18 protein-coding genes and 1 pseudogene are annotated in these 17,408 nt (G+C 73.7%); 9 read left to right on the forward strand and 10 right to left on the reverse strand.

Going from position 1 to position 17,408, the window contains the following annotated elements; all coding sequences use genetic code 11:
• The 3 genes from IEY78_RS32745 to IEY78_RS32755 all read left to right on the forward strand — a co-directional run.
• Window positions 1-1,300, forward strand: a 1,300-nt coding sequence (locus IEY78_RS32745; protein ID WP_189104574.1) for a S1C family serine protease, incomplete at its 5' end; no start/stop codon positions are given.
• Between the two features lie 116 nt (window positions 1,301-1,416).
• Window positions 1,417-1,902: a sec-independent translocase gene (locus IEY78_RS32750; RefSeq protein ID WP_189104576.1), complete on the forward strand. Its 486-nt coding sequence runs from the start codon at window positions 1,417-1,419 to the stop codon at window positions 1,900-1,902.
• Window positions 1,903-2,022: 120 nt separating this feature from the next.
• Window positions 2,023-2,667, forward strand: coding sequence for a hypothetical protein (locus IEY78_RS32755; RefSeq protein ID WP_189104577.1), 645 nt, complete (start codon window positions 2,023-2,025; stop codon window positions 2,665-2,667).
• 105 nt (window positions 2,668-2,772) lie between these two features.
• Here IEY78_RS32755 and IEY78_RS32760 read toward each other — a convergent pair whose 3' ends face one another.
• Genes IEY78_RS32760 through IEY78_RS32770 form a run of 3 tightly spaced genes read right to left on the reverse strand, consistent with a single transcriptional unit; the run spans window position 2,773 to window position 5,923 of the window.
• Complete coding sequence (locus IEY78_RS32760) at window positions 2,773-3,960, reverse strand: Mrp/NBP35 family ATP-binding protein (protein WP_189104579.1); 1,188 nt, start codon at window positions 3,958-3,960, stop codon at window positions 2,773-2,775.
• Between the two features lie 42 nt (window positions 3,961-4,002).
• Window positions 4,003-4,584: a DUF1003 domain-containing protein gene (locus tag IEY78_RS32765; RefSeq protein WP_189104581.1), complete on the reverse strand. Its 582-nt coding sequence runs from the start codon at window positions 4,582-4,584 to the stop codon at window positions 4,003-4,005.
• Window positions 4,574-5,923, reverse strand: coding sequence for a magnesium transporter MgtE N-terminal domain-containing protein (locus tag IEY78_RS32770; RefSeq protein ID WP_189104583.1), 1,350 nt, complete (start codon window positions 5,921-5,923; stop codon window positions 4,574-4,576). Before IEY78_RS32770 ends, IEY78_RS32765 begins: the two co-directional genes overlap by 11 nt.
• A 197-nt stretch (window positions 5,924-6,120) precedes the next feature.
• Here IEY78_RS32770 and IEY78_RS32775 point away from each other — a divergent pair, with 197 nt between their 5' ends.
• Window positions 6,121-6,888, forward strand: a complete 768-nt coding sequence (locus IEY78_RS32775) for a hypothetical protein (protein ID WP_189104585.1) — start codon at window positions 6,121-6,123, stop codon at window positions 6,886-6,888.
• A gap of 19 nt (window positions 6,889-6,907) precedes the next feature.
• Here IEY78_RS32775 and IEY78_RS32780 read toward each other — a convergent pair whose 3' ends face one another.
• Both IEY78_RS32780 and IEY78_RS32785 read right to left on the reverse strand, forming a co-directional pair.
• Window positions 6,908-7,447 carry a hypothetical protein gene (locus IEY78_RS32780; protein ID WP_189104587.1) on the reverse strand — a complete coding sequence of 180 codons (540 nt, stop codon included), beginning with the start codon at window positions 7,445-7,447 and terminating at the stop codon, window positions 6,908-6,910.
• A gap of 63 nt (window positions 7,448-7,510) precedes the next feature.
• Complete coding sequence (locus IEY78_RS32785) at window positions 7,511-8,632, reverse strand: magnesium and cobalt transport protein CorA (RefSeq protein ID WP_189104590.1); 1,122 nt, start codon at window positions 8,630-8,632, stop codon at window positions 7,511-7,513.
• 502 nt (window positions 8,633-9,134) lie between these two features.
• Between IEY78_RS32785 and IEY78_RS32790 the strand changes: the two genes are divergently transcribed.
• Window positions 9,135-9,719 carry a suppressor of fused domain protein gene (locus IEY78_RS32790; RefSeq protein ID WP_189104592.1) on the forward strand — a complete coding sequence of 195 codons (585 nt, stop codon included), beginning with the start codon at window positions 9,135-9,137 and terminating at the stop codon, window positions 9,717-9,719.
• Window positions 9,720-9,810: 91 nt separating this feature from the next.
• Here the strand turns inward: IEY78_RS32790 and IEY78_RS32795 are convergent, their stop codons facing one another.
• Window positions 9,811-11,121 carry an MFS transporter gene (locus IEY78_RS32795; RefSeq protein ID WP_189104594.1) on the reverse strand — a complete coding sequence of 437 codons (1,311 nt, stop codon included), beginning with the start codon at window positions 11,119-11,121 and terminating at the stop codon, window positions 9,811-9,813.
• Window positions 11,122-11,422: 301 nt separating this feature from the next.
• On the opposite strand from IEY78_RS32795, the gene IEY78_RS32800 reads away from it, so the two are divergent.
• The 3 genes from IEY78_RS32800 to IEY78_RS32810 all read left to right on the forward strand — a co-directional run bounded on the left by IEY78_RS32800 (window position 11,423) and on the right by IEY78_RS32810 (window position 13,863).
• Complete coding sequence (locus tag IEY78_RS32800) at window positions 11,423-12,061, forward strand: DUF6758 family protein (protein WP_189104596.1); 639 nt, start codon at window positions 11,423-11,425, stop codon at window positions 12,059-12,061.
• 145 nt (window positions 12,062-12,206) lie between these two features.
• Window positions 12,207-13,061, forward strand: a complete 855-nt coding sequence (locus IEY78_RS32805; RefSeq protein WP_189104598.1) for a PHP domain-containing protein — start codon at window positions 12,207-12,209, stop codon at window positions 13,059-13,061.
• A gap of 196 nt (window positions 13,062-13,257) precedes the next feature.
• On the forward strand, window positions 13,258-13,863 hold the full coding sequence (locus IEY78_RS32810) for a MarC family protein (RefSeq protein WP_189104599.1): 606 nt from the start codon (window positions 13,258-13,260) through the stop codon (window positions 13,861-13,863).
• A gap of 145 nt (window positions 13,864-14,008) precedes the next feature.
• Here IEY78_RS32810 and IEY78_RS32815 read toward each other — a convergent pair whose 3' ends face one another.
• Window positions 14,009-14,161 carry a DUF8834 family protein gene (locus IEY78_RS32815; protein WP_189104601.1) on the reverse strand — a complete coding sequence of 51 codons (153 nt, stop codon included), beginning with the start codon at window positions 14,159-14,161 and terminating at the stop codon, window positions 14,009-14,011.
• A 206-nt stretch (window positions 14,162-14,367) separates the two neighbouring features.
• Here IEY78_RS32815 and IEY78_RS32820 point away from each other — a divergent pair, with 206 nt between their 5' ends.
• Entirely contained in the window at window positions 14,368-15,294 is a 927-nt protein-coding gene (locus IEY78_RS32820; protein ID WP_189104603.1) for an NYN domain-containing protein, read from the forward strand.
• A gap of 55 nt (window positions 15,295-15,349) precedes the next feature.
• Here the strand turns inward: IEY78_RS32820 and IEY78_RS32825 are convergent, their stop codons facing one another.
• From IEY78_RS32825 to IEY78_RS32835, 3 genes and pseudogenes are all read right to left on the reverse strand, one after another.
• Window positions 15,350-15,832: an SRPBCC family protein gene (locus IEY78_RS32825; protein WP_189104605.1), complete on the reverse strand. Its 483-nt coding sequence runs from the start codon at window positions 15,830-15,832 to the stop codon at window positions 15,350-15,352.
• Window positions 15,833-15,954: 122 nt separating this feature from the next.
• Window positions 15,955-16,821 carry an alpha/beta fold hydrolase gene (locus IEY78_RS32830; RefSeq protein ID WP_189104607.1) on the reverse strand — a complete coding sequence of 289 codons (867 nt, stop codon included), beginning with the start codon at window positions 16,819-16,821 and terminating at the stop codon, window positions 15,955-15,957.
• Between the two features lie 116 nt (window positions 16,822-16,937).
• Window positions 16,938-17,408, reverse strand: a pseudogene (locus IEY78_RS32835) (DEAD/DEAH box helicase); the annotation flags it as partial.

Consider the following 17,408-nt stretch of genomic DNA (forward strand, 5'->3'; position numbering starts at 1 on the left):
GCCCCACGACCCCGCCCCGCCGCCCGCCGCCGCGCAGCCCGCCCCGGACGGCCAGGCCGGTCCGCCGCCGCTCGCCGCCGCGCCCGGCGATCACGGCGGAGCCCCGCCCGCCGGACCGCACGGCGCCTGGCAGCATTACGACCCTTGGAGCGCCCCGCTGCAGGCCGGGCCCGTCGTGCCGCCGCCCCCACGCCGCCGGGGGCCGCTGGTCGCCGGAGCCGTGGCGCTCGCGCTGCTGGCGGGCGGTGTCGGCGGCGGCGTCGGCGCCTACGTCGAGCGCTACGGCGGGATCAACGACATCCAGCTGTCGCAGGCCGGCGGGGACGAGGGCGGCCGCAGGCCCGACTCCGTCGCCGGGATCGCGCAGGCCGCGCTGCCCGGGGTGGTCACGATCCATGTCCGGGGCAGTGCCGAACAGGGCACCGGCACCGGCTTCGTCCTCGACCACCAGGGCCACATCCTGACCAACAACCACGTCGTCGAGCCGGCCGCCGACGGCGGGGAGATCTCGGTGACCTTCAGCGGCGGCCAGACGGCCAAGGCCCGCGTGGTCGGCCGGGACGGCGGCTACGACCTCGCGGTGGTCCAGGTGGAGGGCGTCACGGGGCTGCGGCCGCTGCCCCTCGGGAACTCCGACGCGGTGCGCGTCGGCGACCCCGTCGTGGCGATCGGCGCACCGTTCGACCTGGCCAACACCGTCACCTCCGGGATCATCAGCGCCAAGCAGCGCCCGATCACCGCGGGCGGCGCGAAGGGCGACGGCAGCGATGTGTCGTACGTGGACGCGCTGCAGACCGACGCCCCCATCAACCCCGGCAACTCCGGCGGCCCGCTGGTCGACGCCCGGGCCCGGGTGATCGGCATCAACAGCGCCATCCGCGCGGCGGACAGCGGCAGCGGCCCGGAGGGCGGCGCCCAGGGCGGCAGCATAGGGCTGGGCTTCGCCATCCCGATCAACCAGGCCAAGCGGGTGGCCGAGGAGCTGATCAACACCGGCCGGGCGACCCACCCGGTGATCGGCGTGACGCTGGAGATGGAGTACGCCGGCGACGGGGCGCGGGTCAGCGCGCAGAGCAAGGACGGCAAGCGGCCGGTCGCCCCGGACGGCCCCGCCGACAAGGCCGGGATCAAGGCCGGCGACGTGATCACCGGGGTGGACGGCGCCCCGGTGCACAGCGGCCAGGAGCTGATCGTCAAGATCCGCAGCCACCGGCCCGGGGACACGCTGGCGCTGACCGTCCAAAGGGGCGGCAAGGAGCGGTCCGTTCGGCTCAGTCTGGGTTCCTCCAGCACCGGCTGATCGTTTGCACGGTGTTGGCACGGGTGACTCCCGTCCGACGTCCGGGGCCAGGTACCGTGAGAGGCGGCCTGGCCCAAAGGCCTATGAAGGCCGCGGATAACCCAAGGAGCTGCACGGTGTTCTTCGACATAGGACCCCTCGAGCTGGTCGCGCTCGTGATCCTTGCCGTGCTCATCTTCGGTCCGGACAAGCTCCCCAAGGTCATCCAGGACGTCATGAGCTTCATCCGCAAGGTGCGGGCGTTCTCCGACAGCGCCAAGGAAGACATCCGCAGCGAGCTGGGCCCGGACTTCAAGGACTTCGAGTTCGAGGACCTCAAGCCCAAGAACTTCGTGCGCAAGCACGTGCTGGAGAAGGACGAGTACGGCCTCAAGGACCTCCAGGAGATCCGCAACGGCTTCGACCTGAAGAAGGAGATGGCCGAGGTCACCGACGCCGTCAACGGCCATGACGGCGCGTCGTCCGCCACGCCCTCGAACGGCGCAGGTCCCAGCCTCTCCAAGGGGTCCCCGGCAGCCTCCGCCGGCGGCCCTGACCTGGGAAAGAAGCCGCAGAGCCCGGAGAGCGGCGAGCGTCCGCCGTTCGACGCGGACGCCACCTGACCACATGATATGACCGGCTGTGTTGACGCCTATGGCTATGCTCCGGGTGTCCGGGGTTCGGTCGCCTGATGAGGGGGGCGGGCCGCCCACGACGCAGGGCAACAAGGAGGCTCCGCGCAGATGGAGACGACGAGTCCGTCAGCGACAGACGAGGCGGCCGCCGAAGCCGGCCGTAAGGTCGACGGATATCTGCTGGCCGCATTCCCGTGGTACGGCCTCGACGAGGCGTTCACCGGTCCGCGGTGGCTGATGAGGGTCGGGGCGGCCGCCGACGGCACCGTCGAGCACGGCGCCACGGGGCACGGCGAGGAGCCCACCATCAAGGTGGAGCCGCCGCAGGACGAGCGGTTCGCGGTGGTGGTGACGGTCGCCAGCCGCCCGGTGCGGCGCAGCGGTGACGGCACCGGCGTCCTGGAGGCCACCTCGGTCTCCACGGCCGCCTGGCTCGCCGGGTCGGGGCTGCTCGCCCAGACCTGGCCGACCCAGATGGACCGGACGCTGCGCCAGGACTGGCTGGACCAGCAGACGATGCTCGCCTGGGAGCTGGCCGACGACCTCGGCGGCGGGAACTGGAGCGAGCTGATGCTGCCGGTGGACGGCGTGCCCACCTCGTTCGCCTACCGCGAGTCGGAGTACGGCTGGGTGCTGGCGGGTTCGGCGAGCGAGGGCCCCGAGGGGGTGCACATCGGCGCCTACGGGCGCGGGATGAGCGCCTACGGGCTGGGATTCTCGGTGATCAAGGACCTCACCACGTACGAGGGCTGAGCGGCAGGCACGCGCGAAGGGGCGGACCCGTACGGGCCCGCCCCTTCGCCGTCCTCGCGAGCCGCCGCGGGCCCGGTCACCCGTCCCGCGGCGGCTCGCGGCGCATCAGAACTTGTTGCGCGGGGTGATCCCCAGCGACATGCCGGACAGGCCGCGCTGCCGGTCGCCCAGCTTCCCGGCGATCGCCCGGATCGCCGCGCCCGCGGGGGAGTCGGGGTCGCTCAGCACGACCGGCTTGCCCTCGTCGCCGCCCTCGCGCAGCCGGACGTCGATCGGGATGGCGCCGAGCACCGGCACCTGCGCGCCGGTCGTCCTGGTCAGCCCCTCGGCGACCCGCTCGCCGCCGCCGGTGCCGAAGACGTCGACCATCTCGTCGCAGTGCGGGCAGGGCAGCCCGGACATGTTCTCGACCACGCCGACGATCTTCTGGTGGGTCTGCACGGCGATCGAGCCGGCCCGCTCGGCGACCTCGGCGGCGGCCTGCTGCGGGGTGGTGACCACCAGGATCTCGGCGTTCGGCACCAGCTGCGCGACCGAGATGGCGATGTCGCCGGTGCCCGGGGGCAGGTCCAGGAGCAGGACGTCGAGATCGCCCCAGTAGACGTCGGCGAGGAACTGCTGGAGGGCGCGGTGCAGCATCGGGCCGCGCCAGACGACGGGGGCGTTGCCCGGGGTGAACATGCCGATCGAGATGACCTTCACGCCGTGCGCCGACGGCGGCATGATCATGTTCTCGACCTGGGTGGGCTTGCCGTCGGCGCCGAGCATCCGGGGCACCGAGTGGCCGTAGATGTCGGCGTCCACGACACCGACCTTCAGGCCGTCGGCCGCCATCGCCGCGGCGAGGTTGACCGTCACCGACGACTTGCCGACGCCGCCCTTGCCGGAGGCGACCGCGTAGACCCGGGTCAGCGAACCGGGCTGGGCGAACGGCACCTCGCGCTCGGCGGTGCCGCCGCGCAGCGACGCCGCCAGCTCCTTGCGCTGCTCGTCGCTCATCACGTCCAGCTCGACGGCGACGGAGGTGACGCCCTCGACCCGCTCGACGGCCTCGCGCACATTGCTGGTGATCGTCTCGCGCATCGGGCAGCCGGAGACGGTGAGGTAGACCACGACCGCCACCGCGCCGTCCGCCGCGATGTCCACCGATTTGACCATCCCCAGCTCGGTGATGGGGCGGTGGATCTCGGGGTCGTTCACCGTCGCGAGCGCGTCGCGGATCGCATCCTCGCTCGGCGCGGCGTCTGCGGGGGGTACCACCCGGACGGAGTCCGGTGGGGTGTCGGTAGCCATGTCCCGATGGTACGGCGCGTGAGGGTGCCTCCGGAAAGCCCGTCAGCGGTCGCGTTCGTCACTCTGCGCGTCGGCCGGTTGCCGCAGCTCCAGATCCCGTTGCAGGTCCTCCAGCTCGGAGCGGATCCAGTCGCGGGTGGCGACCTCGCCCAGGCCCAGCCGCAGCGCCGCGATCTCCCGGGTCAGGTACTCGGTGTCGGCGATGGAGCGCTCGTTCTGCTTGCGGTCCTGCTCGTGGGTGACCCGGTCGCGGTCGTCCTGGCGGTTCTGGGCCAGCAGGATCAGCGGCGCCGCGTACGAGGCCTGCAGCGACAGCGCCAGCGTCAGGAAGATGAACGGGTAGCGGTCGAACCGCAGGGCGCTGGGCACGGTGGTGTTCCAGATGACCCACAGGATGATGGTGACCGTCATCCAGACGATGAAGCGGCCGGTGCCCAGGAAGCGGGCGATCTTCTCCGAGAGCCGCCCGAACGCCTCCGGGTCGTACTCCGGCAGGAACGTGCGGCGCGGCGCGCGCGGCTGGTCGAGCCGCACCCGGGGCCGGTCGGGGGCGCCCCGGCGCAGCGCCGAGGCGCCGTTCGCCCGCGCCCGGTCCCGGCCCGTGTCCCGCTCCTCAGCGCCCATCCGCGCCCCTCCCCGGCCGCACGCCGCCGATCGGACCGGCCGCCGGGTGGCCGTGCAGCCCGTCCTCGCGCCAGTCGTCCGGCAGCAGATGATCCAGCACGTCATCGACGGTGACCGCGCCCAGCAGCGCCCCGCTCTCGTCGACGACGGGCGCGGCGACCATGTTGTACGCGGCCAGGTAGCTGGTCACCTCCGGCAGCGGGGTGTCCGGCGGGAGCGCCGGCAGATCGGTGTCGGCGATCGAGCTGACGAGGGTGAACGGCGGGTCGCGCAGCAGCCGTTGGAAGTGCACCAGGCCCAGGTACTTGCCGGTGGGGGTCTCGTCCGGCGGCCGGCAGACGTAGACCTGGGCGGCCAGCGCGGGGGACAGGTCAGGGTCGCGCACCCGGGCCAGCGCGTCCGCGACGGTCGCGTCCGGGCGCAGCACGATCGGCTCGGTGGTCATCAGGCCGCCCGCGGTCCGCTCCTCGTACGCCATCAGCCGCCGCACGTCCGCGGCCTCCTCCGGCCGCATCAGCGCCAGCAGCCGCTCCTTCTCCTCCTCGGGCAGCTCGGAGAGCAGATCGGCGGCGTCGTCGGGGTCCATCGCCTCCAGGACGTCGGCGGCCCGCTCGTCCTTCAGCTTGCCGAGGATCTCGACCTGGTCGTCCTCCGGCAGCTCCTCCAGGACGTCGGCGAGCCGGTCGTCGTCGAGCGCCGCGGCGACCTCGGCCCGCCGCTTGGGGGAGAGGTGGTGCAGCACGCCCGCGAGATCGGCCGGGCGCAGCTGCTCGAAGGTGGCCAGCAGGCTCTCCGCGCCCTGCCCGTGCTCCTCCAGCGAGAAGCCGGTCACCGCCGACCACTCCACGGTCAGCGCCTCGCCCCGGCCGCCGCCCTTCCCGGGCGCCGCCCCGCGCCCCAGGATCTTCTGGCGCAGCCCCGCGCCCCTGCCCTTGCGGACGAAGACCTTCTCGATCTCCCAGTCGCGGCGTGCGGGCAGCTGGGTGATGCCGATGTCCAGGACGGTGACCTCCTCGCCGGTCTCCACCAGCTGCACCCGCCGGTCGAGCAGTTCGCCCAGCACCAGCGTCTCGGACGTCCGCTGCTCGAAGCGCCGCATGTTGACCACGCCGGTGATCACGATCTGGCCGGTGTCCACGCCGCCCACCCGGGTCATGGGAACGAAGATCCGGCGCCGGCTGATCACCTCGACCACCACCCCGAGCAGCCGCGGCGGGCGGTCGCCGACCCGGAGCAGCGCGACGAGATCCCGCAGCCGCCCGACCTGGTCGCCATTGGGGTCGAAGACGGGGGTGCCGGCGAGATGGGAGACGAAGACCCGGGGAGTCACCACTGCCATGCAGAGCGCCGCCCTTTCTCCCGTTCGGTCCGGAAACACGGCATGAATGCGGGTTCAGGCTAACGCGCCCGGGTCGCGGCCGCCCCGGTGGAGGAGGCCGTAGGGTGACCGCCACGCACCCCGCCGACGCGCCGGCGCATGCCAGGTACGCTGCCGTACTGCTGTCGAGGTCACCCGCATCAGGAGGCACAGCCCACGTGAGCGCAATCCCCCCGGGCGCCGGCCCCCGATCCCCTTCCGGATCCCGTCGTACGGGCCGGTCGGCGCTGGTCGCGGCCCTCTGTGCGGCACTGGCCGCGGCGCTGACGGGCTGCGGTGGCGAGGACCCGGACGCGGGCACCAACGGGGTGGGGAAGCTGCCCGCCGCGAAGATCGAGTCCAAGGCCCGGGCCGCGGCCCGGCAGGCCGGGACGGTGCACCTGTCCGGCAACGTCGTCAGCCAGGGCCGCACCTACAAGCTCGACATGAGCCTGGCGAAGGACGGCGCCAAGGGCGAGCTGACCACGAAGGCGGCCGCCTTCCAGCTGCTGCGGGTCGGCGACGCGCTCTATCTGAAGGCGGACGCGGCCTTCTGGGCCGGCGAGAAGGGCGGTGCCTCGGGCGCCCCGGGCGGGGCGGCGACCAAGCTCGACGGCAAGTACGTCAAGGTGCCCGCCGCGGACCCGGTCTACAAGCGCTTCAGCGGCTTCACCGACAAGGACGCCCTGCTCACCGGCCTGCTCGCGCTGCACGGCGGCCTGACGGCCGGTGACCGCAGCGACATCGACGGGGTGCGCACCGTCCGGCTGACCGCCGGCGCCGGCGCGGGCGGCACCCTGGACGTCTCGCTGGAGGGCACGCCCTACCCGCTGCGGCTGCAGCGCGCCGGCGGGGCGGGCGTGCTCCGGCTCGACGACTGGGGCAAGCGCGTGGACCTCCGGGCGCCGGCCAAGGGGCAGGTCGTGGACTACGGCAGCAAGCTCTGACCGAACGGCGGGGCGGGCCTCAGCCCTTCCGCCCCCGCCGCAGCAGCCTGGGCAGCGCGGCCGGGACGGGCCGCCGGGTGATCGCGGACGTGGCCAGCGGCGGCGCCGCGTGCGACTCCTCGGGCATCAGGCCGGGGCGCTGCCCGGCTTCCCCGGTCGGCTCCAGGCGCAGCACCCGGCACTCACGGGCCCAGCGCTCGGTGAGGGTGTCCGCGTCCGGCGCGTTGAGCCGCTTGCCCTTCAGCTCGTCGACCGCGGCCCGCCAGGCCTCGCTCTCCGGCGCCGCCTCGACCACCCGGGCCTGCCAGGCGACCAGCCGGCCGCCCTTCTCCTTGCTGCGGACGGTCACCGTCGCCGTGCCGCCGTCGGTGAGCCCGAGGCCGGCCAGCGGCTGCTCGCCGGGCCCGTCCCCGACGAGGCAGGCGGCGCCGTCGATCCACAGGTGCCACAGCGCCCGGGCCGGGCCCGCGCTTCCCCGCACCCAGATGAGGCCGGACTTCTTCGTGGCCTCTTCGATGAGCGCCCGATCCTGCAGGGCCTGCGACACGGTCTCCGTCATGCGGACCAGCCTAATGGCCCCGTCCCGAGCGCCCCGGGGCCGCCCGCAGGCCGGGACGACGGGTCACAGCCACCCGTTGCGCTTGAACCCGCGGCGGATGCCGAAGCAGATCGCCACCGTCACCAGCAGCACGGCCGGGTAGCCGAACTTCCAGTGCAGCTCGGGCATGTAGTCGAAGTTCATCCCGTAGACCCCGGCGATCATCGTCGGGACGGCGAAGATCGCCGCCCATGCCGTGATCTTGCGCATGTCCTCGTTCTGCGCGACGGCCGCCTGCGCGAGGTTGGCCTGGAGGATGGAGTTGAGCAGGTCGTCGAAGGACAGCACCTGCTCGTTGACCCGCGCCAGGTGGTCGGCGACGTCCCGGAAGTACTTCTGGATGTCGGAGTCCACCAGCCGCATCGGGCGCTCGCTCAGCAGCTGCATCGGCCGCAGCAGCGGTGACACCGCGCGCTTGAACTCCAGCACCTCGCGCTTGAGTTGGTAGATCCGCCCGGCGTCGCCGCCCTTGGGGGAGCCCTTGGCGGCGCCCTTGCCGGTGCCCGAGCTGAAGACGTCGATCTCCACCTCGTCGATGTCGTCCTGCACCGCGCCGGCCACCGCCATGTAGCCGTCCACGACCTGGTCGGCGATGGCGTGCAGCACCGCGGACGGGCCTTTGGCGAGCAGCTCCGGGTCGTCCTGGAGCCGGTGGCGCAGCGCGCGCAGCGAGCCCTGGCCGCCGTGCCGCACGGTCACGATGAAGTCCCGCCCGGTGAAGCACATCACCTCGCCGGTCTCCACGACCTCGCTGGTCGCGGTCAGCTCGGTGTGCTCGACGTAGTGGACCGTCTTGAAGACCGTGAACAGGGTCTCGTCGTACCGCTCCAGCTTGGGCCGCTGGTGGGCGTGCACGGCGTCCTCGACGGCGAGCGGGTGCAGCCCGAACTCCTGGGCGATACCGGCGAATTCGGCCTCGGTGGGCTCGTGCAGCCCGATCCAGGCGAAGCCGCCCTCGGACCGCACCGAGGCCATCGCCTCGGCGGGGGAGACGTGGTCACTGACCCGGCGGCCCTCGCGGTACACGCCGCAGTCCACGATGGCGCTGTTGGCGCAGCCCTTCACGGTCGCGTCGTACGGGTACGGGGAGTCGTCGCGGCGCCGGGCGGGGCGGACGGCGGCACGCAGGTCACGGATCATCGACATGGCAGGCTCCTTCACGGGCCGGCCGTCAGCTGCGGGCGCGGGGCGCAACGCTGCCCGGAACGTGGACGTACGAGGCGTCATCGGCCGTACGTCCGCAAAGCGGGCGGCGCTCCGTGCGGGGGTACTGACGGCAGTTCGCAGAAAACACGGAACAAAGAGTCGAAGGCGCTCTTCCGCCATCTACTTCCGGCGCAAAGGTGCTTCCCTGGTTTCGCCGCTGGACGGCGGGGTACGGAAGCTCTCGGATCAGGAGATTCGCTGCGCGAGGGGGATGACAGGAGAACTATCGGTACTGCACGGTCGACTCGGATCCACCGCAGCCCCACCTCCTCCGGCCGGTCCCCGTTGGGGGACGACGTCATTCCCTGACCAGACGGCAAGGCTATCAGCCGCCTGCTGCCCTGCCGCGCCGCTTTGCCTGTTCCATACGAAGAACGGGAGCGCCGCGGAGCACCTCGTGGACGGGCGCAGGCCGTCCGGGCGAGCGGCCTATGCTCACGGCATGTCTGACGTTCTTGAGCTGGTCGAAGCCCGGTTGCGCACGACTCTGGGCGAGCCGGACGCACGCGCCGCCGTCACGTTTCTCGGGACCGACCGTATCGAGGTCCTCCGCTTCGCGGACAGCGGGGTCGTGCGTTACGCCACGCTGGGGATGTCCGCACAGCCGATGGCCGACCCGACGGCCGTCCTGGCCGACCCGCTGCGCGGACCGCGCGCCGAACTCCTGCTGTCGGTGCGCGCCGGCCGCGCGGAGACCGACAAGGTGCTCCGGCCGCTCGCCGTGCTCGCCGCCTCTCCGCAGGTGGAAGGGGTCGTCGTGGCGCCCGGGGCCTCGCTCGACGTGGGGGAGCCGCTGTGGCCGGGGGCGGCCTTCACCTCCGTGCTGGTCGCGTCCTCCGGCGGGCTCGTCGAGGACCTCGCGCTGGACGAACCGCGGGAGCCGGTCCGCTTTCTGCCGCTGCTGCCGATGACGCCCAACGAGGCCGCCTGGAAGCGGGTGCACGGCGCCGAGGCCCTGGAGAAGCGCTGGCTGGAGCACGGCACGGACCTGCGGGACCCGCAGCGGGCGGGTGTGGCCCTCGACTGACCCGCGTGCCGATGACGCCCCGTCCACCCCTCGCCGGGGCGGACGGGGCGTCAGTTCGTGTGCCGGGCGCGGTGTGCGGGGTCCGGTCCGTTCAGCCGGTGAGGGCGGTGACGCCGTCCTCCGTGGCGTGCCGGGTCTCCGGCTCCCGCGCGCCGGTGGTGGTCAGTACCCGCCGGCGGAGGGCGACGGTGAGCGCGCCGGCCACCGCGGCGGCGGCCGCGAGCACGAACGGGACGTGGACATCGGTCCATTCCTCGATCCTGGGCGCGAGGAACGGCGCGGCGGCCGCCGCGAACCACCGCACGAAGTTGTAGCCGGCGCTCGCCACCGGACGCGGTGCCGGCGAGACGCCCAGCGCCAGCTCCGTGAAGACGGTGTTGTTCACGCCGATGAAGGCCCCGGAGAGCACCGTGCAGACGACGGCGGTGGTGTGGTCGCCGTAGCCCAGCGCCAGCAGGTCGGCGGCGAGCAGCAGCAGCGAGCCGCCCAGCACCGTCAGCGAGCCGAGGCGGTGCTGGAGCCGGGGCGCCACGAGCACCGAGAACACCGCCAGCAGCACGCCCCAGGCGAAGAAGACGCCACCGGAGGCGTACGGCGACATGTTCAGCACGAACGGGGTGAAGGCCAGCACCGTGAAGAACGCGTAGTTGTAGAAGAAGGCGGCGACGGCGGTCGCGGCCAGTCCGCCGTGGCCCAGCGCCCGGACCGGGTCGAGCAGCGAGGTCTTGCGGTCCGGTGCCGGCTGCTCCTGGAGGAAGACCGTGATGGCGAGGAAGCCGACGGCCATCAGCACGGCGGTGCCGAAGAACGGGTAACGCCACTTCATGTCGCCCAGTACGGCGCCGAGCAGCGGCCCGCAGGCCATGCCGAGCCCCAGCGCCGACTCGTACAGCAGGATCGCCGCCGCGTTGCCGCCCGTCGCCGGTCCGCCGTCCGGGGCCGCGTCGCCGCGTGCGGCCCCCGTGGGATGCGCGGCGCCCACGATGACCGCGAGCGCGGTGGAGACGAACAGGGCGTTGCCCAGGCCCCAGCCCGCCCGGAAGCCGACGAGTGCGCCGACCGACCCCGACATCCCGGAGAGCGCCGCGAAGACCACCACCAGCGCCAGGCCGGCCAGCAGCGTGCGGCGGCCGCCGATCCGGCTGGAGACGAAGCCGGTGAGCAGCATCGCGAAGGCGGTGATCAGGAAGTAGGAGGTGAAGAGCAGCGAGACCTGGCTGCGGGTGGCGTGCAGGCCCCGGGCGATCGAGGGGAGGATCGGGTCGACGAGGCCGATGCCCATGAAGGCCACGACCGAGGCGCCCGCCGTGGCCCAGACGGCCTTCGGCTGGCGCAGGAGCGAGGCGCCGCCCCGCCCGGACCGGTCCGTGCCGCGGTGGCCGCCGCTCTTCGTGCCGCGCATGCTGCGGTCCCCTTTCTGCCGTGATGCCGTCTCGGTCGCCGGTCGCCGCCGGCCGGGTGCCGGTGCGTCGCCGGGTGCGTGGTCCGGGTCCGGGGGCGCGTGCGGCCGCCCGCCCGAGATCGTTGACGTTTACACACAATAAGTTAGGCGCGCTAAATGGTGCAAGAGGCAACTACCCATCGGGTGGGCCGGGGTGCGCCGGAGCGAACGGTCAAATGCGCGGCGCGGCAGGTGATTCGGGGCACACCGGCGGGGTGATCGTCCTTGACGCGGCGGCGGGGCTGGAGGACCGTGGACCCCTATGAGGGGCGAACCCAGTTGCCCGAAGTGCGGAGGCCGGGTGCGGGCGCCCGGTCTCTTCTCCGACACCTGGCAGTGCGAGAAGCACGGGGCCGTGCACCCGCTCCAGCCGGTCGTCCCGCCGAGCGTCGAGGCGCTCGGCGTCGTCGTGCACCGCGCGCAGGTGCCCGTCTGGATGCCCTGGCCGCTGCCGGTCGGCTGGCTGTTCACCGGCGTGGCCTGCGCCGGTGACGAGCGCAGCGGCGGCCGCGCCACCGCGGTGGCCTGCTCGGGCCCCGGCCCGCTCGGCGGCCCCGGTGAACTCCTGCTGATCGCCGAGGAGCTGGGCGTCGGACTCGGCGCGCGCTACGCCGGGATCGACGGCCCCGACCCCGGCCCCCAGATGTGCGTGGACACCGCCCCGCACGGCAAGGTGCTCGCCGCCGGCCGCCCCACCCCGCTGTGGCACGTCGACCACGCGCCCCCGGACCGCGCGGTCTTCGCGGGCGAGGCGCGCGGGCTGTGGCTCTGGGCGATCGCCTGGCCCGAGCAGTCGGGGCTGCTGATGTACGACGAACTGGTGCTGACGGATCTGCGCGAGGCCGGCGCCGAGGTGGACCTGCTGCCGTGCGGGGCGCTCTCCCCGCGGATCCTGGGCTGACGGACGGCCGTCGCGCCCGGCGGCGGCGACCGTCGGGGCCGCCGCGGCCGCCCGGTATCCTTCAGGAGTCCCCTTACGGTGTACCCGTGCCCGATGTCCCCCGGGCCCCGTCCCGTGTCCGTCCCGCAGCAGTCCGGAGTCCGTCGTGCGCATCGATCTGCACACCCACTCCACGGCGTCCGACGGCACGGACACCCCGGCCGAGCTGGTGCGCAACGCCGCGGCCGGCGGGCTGGACGTCGTCGCGCTGACCGACCACGACACCGTCGGCGGGCACGCCGAGGCACGGGCCGCGCTGCCCGAGGGGCTGACGCTGGTCACCGGCGCCGAACTCTCCTGCCGGATCGACGGCGTGAGCCTGCACCTCCTCGCCTACCTCTTCGACCCCGACGAGCCGGAACTCGCCCGGGAGCGGGAGCTGGTGCGCGACGACCGGGTGCCGCGGGCCCAGGGCATGGTCGCCAAGCTGCGCGACCTCGGGGTGCCGGTCACCTGGGAGCAGGTCGCCCGGATCGCCGGCGACGGCGCCGTGGGCCGGCCGCACATCGCCACCGCCCTTGTCGACCTGGGCGTGGTCCCCACCGTCTCCGACGCCTTCACCTCCGAGTGGCTCGCCAACGACGGCCGGGCCTACGTGGACAAGCACGAACTCGACCCGTTCGAGGCGGTCCGGCTGGTCAAGGCCGCGGGCGGGGTCACCGTCTTCGCGCACCCGCTGGCCGTCAAGCGCGGCAGCTGCGTACCGGAGAGCGTGCTGGCCGAACTCGCCGCGTCCGGACTCGACGGCATCGAGGCCGACCACATGGACCACGACGCGCCGACCCGCGCGCGGCTGCACGCCATGGCCGCCGACCTCGGCCTGCTGGCCACCGGCTCCAGCGACTACCACGGCAGCCGGAAGACCTGCCGGCTCGGCGAGTACACCACCGACCCGGAGATCTACGGCGAGATCGTGCGCCGCGCGACCGGCGCCTTCCCCGTCCCCGGCACCGGCGGCTGAGCCCACCGCGGACCACCCGGCGGCGCGCCGCGCGCCCCGTCCGCACCGGCCCGGCAGCGCACCGTGCGCACCGGCCGCTCTCCCTCCCCTTCTCCCTTCATCTCCCTTCTCCTTTTTCAGTGCTCCTTCACGGATCCGGGCGCCGCGCCCTGCCCGTGAGCGCTCGTCCCGTACCACCTCTCGCAAGGCCTTCACCGTGTTCGACGTCGCCGTCTTCAGTACCCTGTTCGTCACCCTCTTCGTGATCATGGACCCGCCAGGGATCACGCCGATCTTCCTGGCCCTGACCTCCGGCCGCCCGGCCAAGGTGCAGCGCCGGATGGCCTGGCAGGCGGCCGCCGTCGCCTTCTGCGTCATCGCCGTCTTCGGTCTCTTCGGCCGCCAGATCCTGGGCCGGCTGCACATCTCGACGCCCGCGCTGATGATCGCGGGCGGGCTGCTGCTCCTGCTGGTCGCGCTGGATCTGCTGACCGGGAAGTCGGAGGAGCCGACCCAGACCAAGGACGTCAATGTGGCGCTGGTGCCGCTGGGCATGCCGCTGCTGGCCGGGCCCGGTGCGATCGTGTCGGTGATCCTGGCCGTGCAGCACGCGCACGGCGCCGCCGCCCAGCTCGCCGTGTGGACGGCGATCGCGGCCATCCACGTGGTGCTCTACCTGGTGATGCGGTTCTCGTTGGTGATCATCAGGGTGATCAAGGACGGCGGCGTGGTCCTGGTGACGCGGCTGGCGGGCATGATGCTCTCCGCGCTCGCCGTGCAGCAGATCATCAACGGCGTGCTCCAGGTGATCCAGTCGGCCTGACGCCCCGCCGCACGGGCCGCCCCGCACGGGCCGGACAGCACAGTGCCCCCGTACACACCGTTGCGTACGGGGGCACTGCGCTGTCCGCGCGCGGCCGATCGGGCCACGGCCGGCGGATCCGCCGCGTCGGGCGGCGGGGCAGGTATCAGCGGGCGGCGGTGTCGGCCGGGCGGATGTAGATGCGCTGGCCGGTGGCGGCGGCCTGCTGCACTATCCGGTTGACGGAGGCGGCGTCCACGACGGTGCTGTCCACGGCGGAGCCGTCGGCATCGTCCAGGCGCATGATCTCGAAGCGCACAGTGCTTCTCCCTTCGTCTGATCCTCCTGTGGAGAACTCCTGAGTACGGGAGCCGCGCGGCGTCACTGCCGTGCGCTCCCGATACGTATAACGACCTGCCCAGTGCAATCATTCCCTACGCTAAGGAAAACTTTCGACCGTCTAAATACGGCCACCGGGGGACGCGGTTGTGCCCGCAGAGTGACCGCCCGGACAATGGGTCCCGTATGAACGACGTCCGGCCCACGGGCCCCCTCGACCTCACCACGCTCGCCGCCGGGATCGAGCGCACCAACGAGCTGCTCACCCGGGTGCTCGCCGAGGTCGCCACCACCCCCTCCACCCACGCGGCCTTCGTGGACGCGGGCTATGTCTACGCCGCGGCGGGGCGCCTGGTCGCCGGCACGGAGGACCGCAAGGCCTTCGACCTGGACGCCGAGGGCCTGATCGAGGCCTTCATCGACAAGGCCCGGATGATCTTCCCGGACAGCCGGCTGCTGCGCGTCTACTGGTACGACGGCGCCCGCCGCCGCATCCACACCCAGGAGCAGCAGCGGATCGCCGAGCTGCCCGACGTGAAGGTCCGGCTCGGCAACCTCAACGCCAACAACCAGCAGAAGGGCGTCGACTCGCTGATCCGCTCCGACCTGGAGTCGCTGGCCCGGCACCGCGCGATCACCGACGCGGTGCTCATCGGCGGCGACGAGGACCTGGTCTCCGCGGTGGAGGCGGCGCAGGGCTACGGCGCGCGGGTGCATCTGTGGGGCATCGAGGCCGCCGGCGGCCGCAACCAGGCCGAACCGCTGCTGTGGGAGGTCGACAGTGCCCGCACCTTCGACCTGGAGTTCTGCAAGCCGTACGTCACCCGCCGGGTCGGGGCAGAGTACGGCGAGACGGCGGTGGGCGAGGGGCCCGCGCCGCAGCGCGAGGAGGTCCGCTTCGTGGGCGCGCAGGTCGCCGCGCAGTGGCTGGCCGAGCGCGGCCGGGGCTGGCTCGCCGAGCTGCTGCCCGGCCATCCGTATCTGCCCGGGGCGGTCGACCAGGAGCTGCTGACCACCGCGGAGGCCCTGCTGCGGCACTCCCTGCGCGGCCACGCCGATCTGCGGCGGGTGCTGCGCGACGGGTTCTGGGAGCACGTCCAGGCGCAGTGCTGAGCGCGCGGCCCGTCCGGGGGCGCCCGCCGGCGCCCGTCCCGGCCGGCCCGCCGGGTCAGGCCCGGGCGAGCAGCTCCCGCAGGCGGTCGAAGAAGCCCGCCCAGCCCGCCTCCGCCTGCCGGTACTGCTCGGCGGTGAGATGCCCGCCGAGCTGCCGGAACGCCATCTCCGTACGGCCCTGGAGGTCGGTGAGGGTGACCCGGACGATCTCGCCCTCGGCGCCGTCCGGCGCGGCCGAGTCGCGGACCGTGAACTCCAGCCGCTCCGGGGCGGCCACCTCGCGGTAGACGCCGGAGAACGGCAGCTCACCGCCGTCCGGGGTGCGCATCACCAGGCCCCACACGCCGCCCGGCCGGGCGTCCATCGTCACCCGGTCGACCGGGACCTCCAGGTCCCCGCCGAACCAGTACGCGAAGTGCTCGGGCCTCGTCCAGGCCTCGAAGACCAGCTCGCGGCGGGCGTCGAAGGTCCGGTTGAGGGCGATGCCGTGGGGGCCGCCCCCGTCGTCGGCCGGGGGAGTCGCCGGGTTCTCGCTCATGGTCGGGCCCTTCCTGTGCAGCCGGTGGCGGCCGGGCGCCGGTGCCCGGCCGTCCCCTTCGATGCTCGCCGAACCGCCCGGTGCTGTCCTGGTGACGCGGTCCGCCCGGCCCCGCGGCCCGCTCAGCCCACCCCGCTCCAGAACCCGGCGAGTGCCTCGGCCGTCTTCTGCGGCCGCTCGGCGTTGGGGGAGTGCTCGGCGCCCTCGACGACGGTGCGCCGGGCGCCGAGCCGCTCGGCCATCTCGTCCATCGACGGCACCGGCCAGGCGTAGTCGACGGCGCCGGAGACGACATGGGTGGCCAGCCCCGTACCCGCCAGCTCCGCCACCCGGTCGGGCTCCGCCAGCATCTGACGGCCGGTCGCGATCAACTGCTCGGGGACGGTGTTCAGCCAGCGGCGGTGCAGGAACGCGGCGAGCTCCGGGGGCGTCGCCGCGTCCGCCGCCTCCGGCGGGTCCAGCGCGCGCATCGCCCGCCAGACGCTCTCCATGTCGAGCCCGCCGAGCGCGTCGATCAGCATCCGCACCCGGGCCTGCTGGGGCTCCGCGATGGCGGCGGGCCCGGAGCTGAGGACGGTGAGCGAACGGAACGGGGCCGCGTCCAGCAGCACCGTGGCCCGGGTCACCAGCCCGCCCAGCGAGTGCCCCAGCAGATGCACCGGCCCGCTGTCCGGCTCCCGCAGGGCCCGCGTCTGGGCCAGCACGTCGAGGGCCAACTCCCTTTGCGCATAGGCCTGTTCCTCGCGCGGGCCGGGGGACTCGTGCTGCCCGCGGCCGTCCACCGCCACCGCCCGGAACCCGGCCGCGGCCAGCGGCGCCAGCAGCGCGAGGAAGTCCTCCTTGCTGCCGGTGAACCCGGGCACCAGCAGCGCCGTCCCGATCGGCGCGGCATCGGGCCGGGCGTCGTGCACGGCGAACGGGCCGCGCGCGGTGTCGAGTCGGTACGCGCGGGCGCACGGGGGCAGCGTGAGGAAGGGCGGCCTGCTCATGGGCCGAGATTATCCGGGCGGGGCGGTCGACCGGGCCAGGACGACGGACGACCCGGCCCCGCGGGAAGCGGGACCGGGTCGTCCGGGATGCGTGCCGGCGGTCGGCCGGCCGGGCGTCAGCTCTCGGCCGGCGCCTCGGCGACGGCGGCCTTGGCCCGGGTGCGGCGGCGCACCGGCTTGGCCTCGGCGGCCTCCGCGGACTCGGTCGCCTCCGCGACCGGCTTGGCGGCGGCGGCCTTGCGGGTGCGCTTCGGCTTGGCCGGGGCGTCCTCGGCGGCGGGTGCCTCCACCGCGGCCTCGGCGGCCTTCGCGGCGGCGGTCTTCCGCGTCCGCTTGGGCTTGGCCGGCGCCTCGACGACGGCCTCGGCGGTGTCCACCGCGGCCTCGGCGGCCTTGGCGGCGGCCGTCTTGCGGGTGCGCTTCGGCTTGACCGGAGCGGCCTCCGTCTCGGCAGCCGCCTCGGTCACGGGCTCCGTCACCGCTGCCGGCGCGGTCGCGGCGGCGGCCTTGGTGGCGCCCCGGGTCCGGCGGCGCGGCGCGGCCGGCGCCTCGGCCGGCTCGCTCACCGCGGTGGCGACCGCGGCGCT

The sequence above is a fragment of the Streptomyces kronopolitis genome, assembly GCF_014646275.1.
Classification (GTDB): domain Bacteria; phylum Actinomycetota; class Actinomycetes; order Streptomycetales; family Streptomycetaceae; genus Streptomyces; species Streptomyces kronopolitis.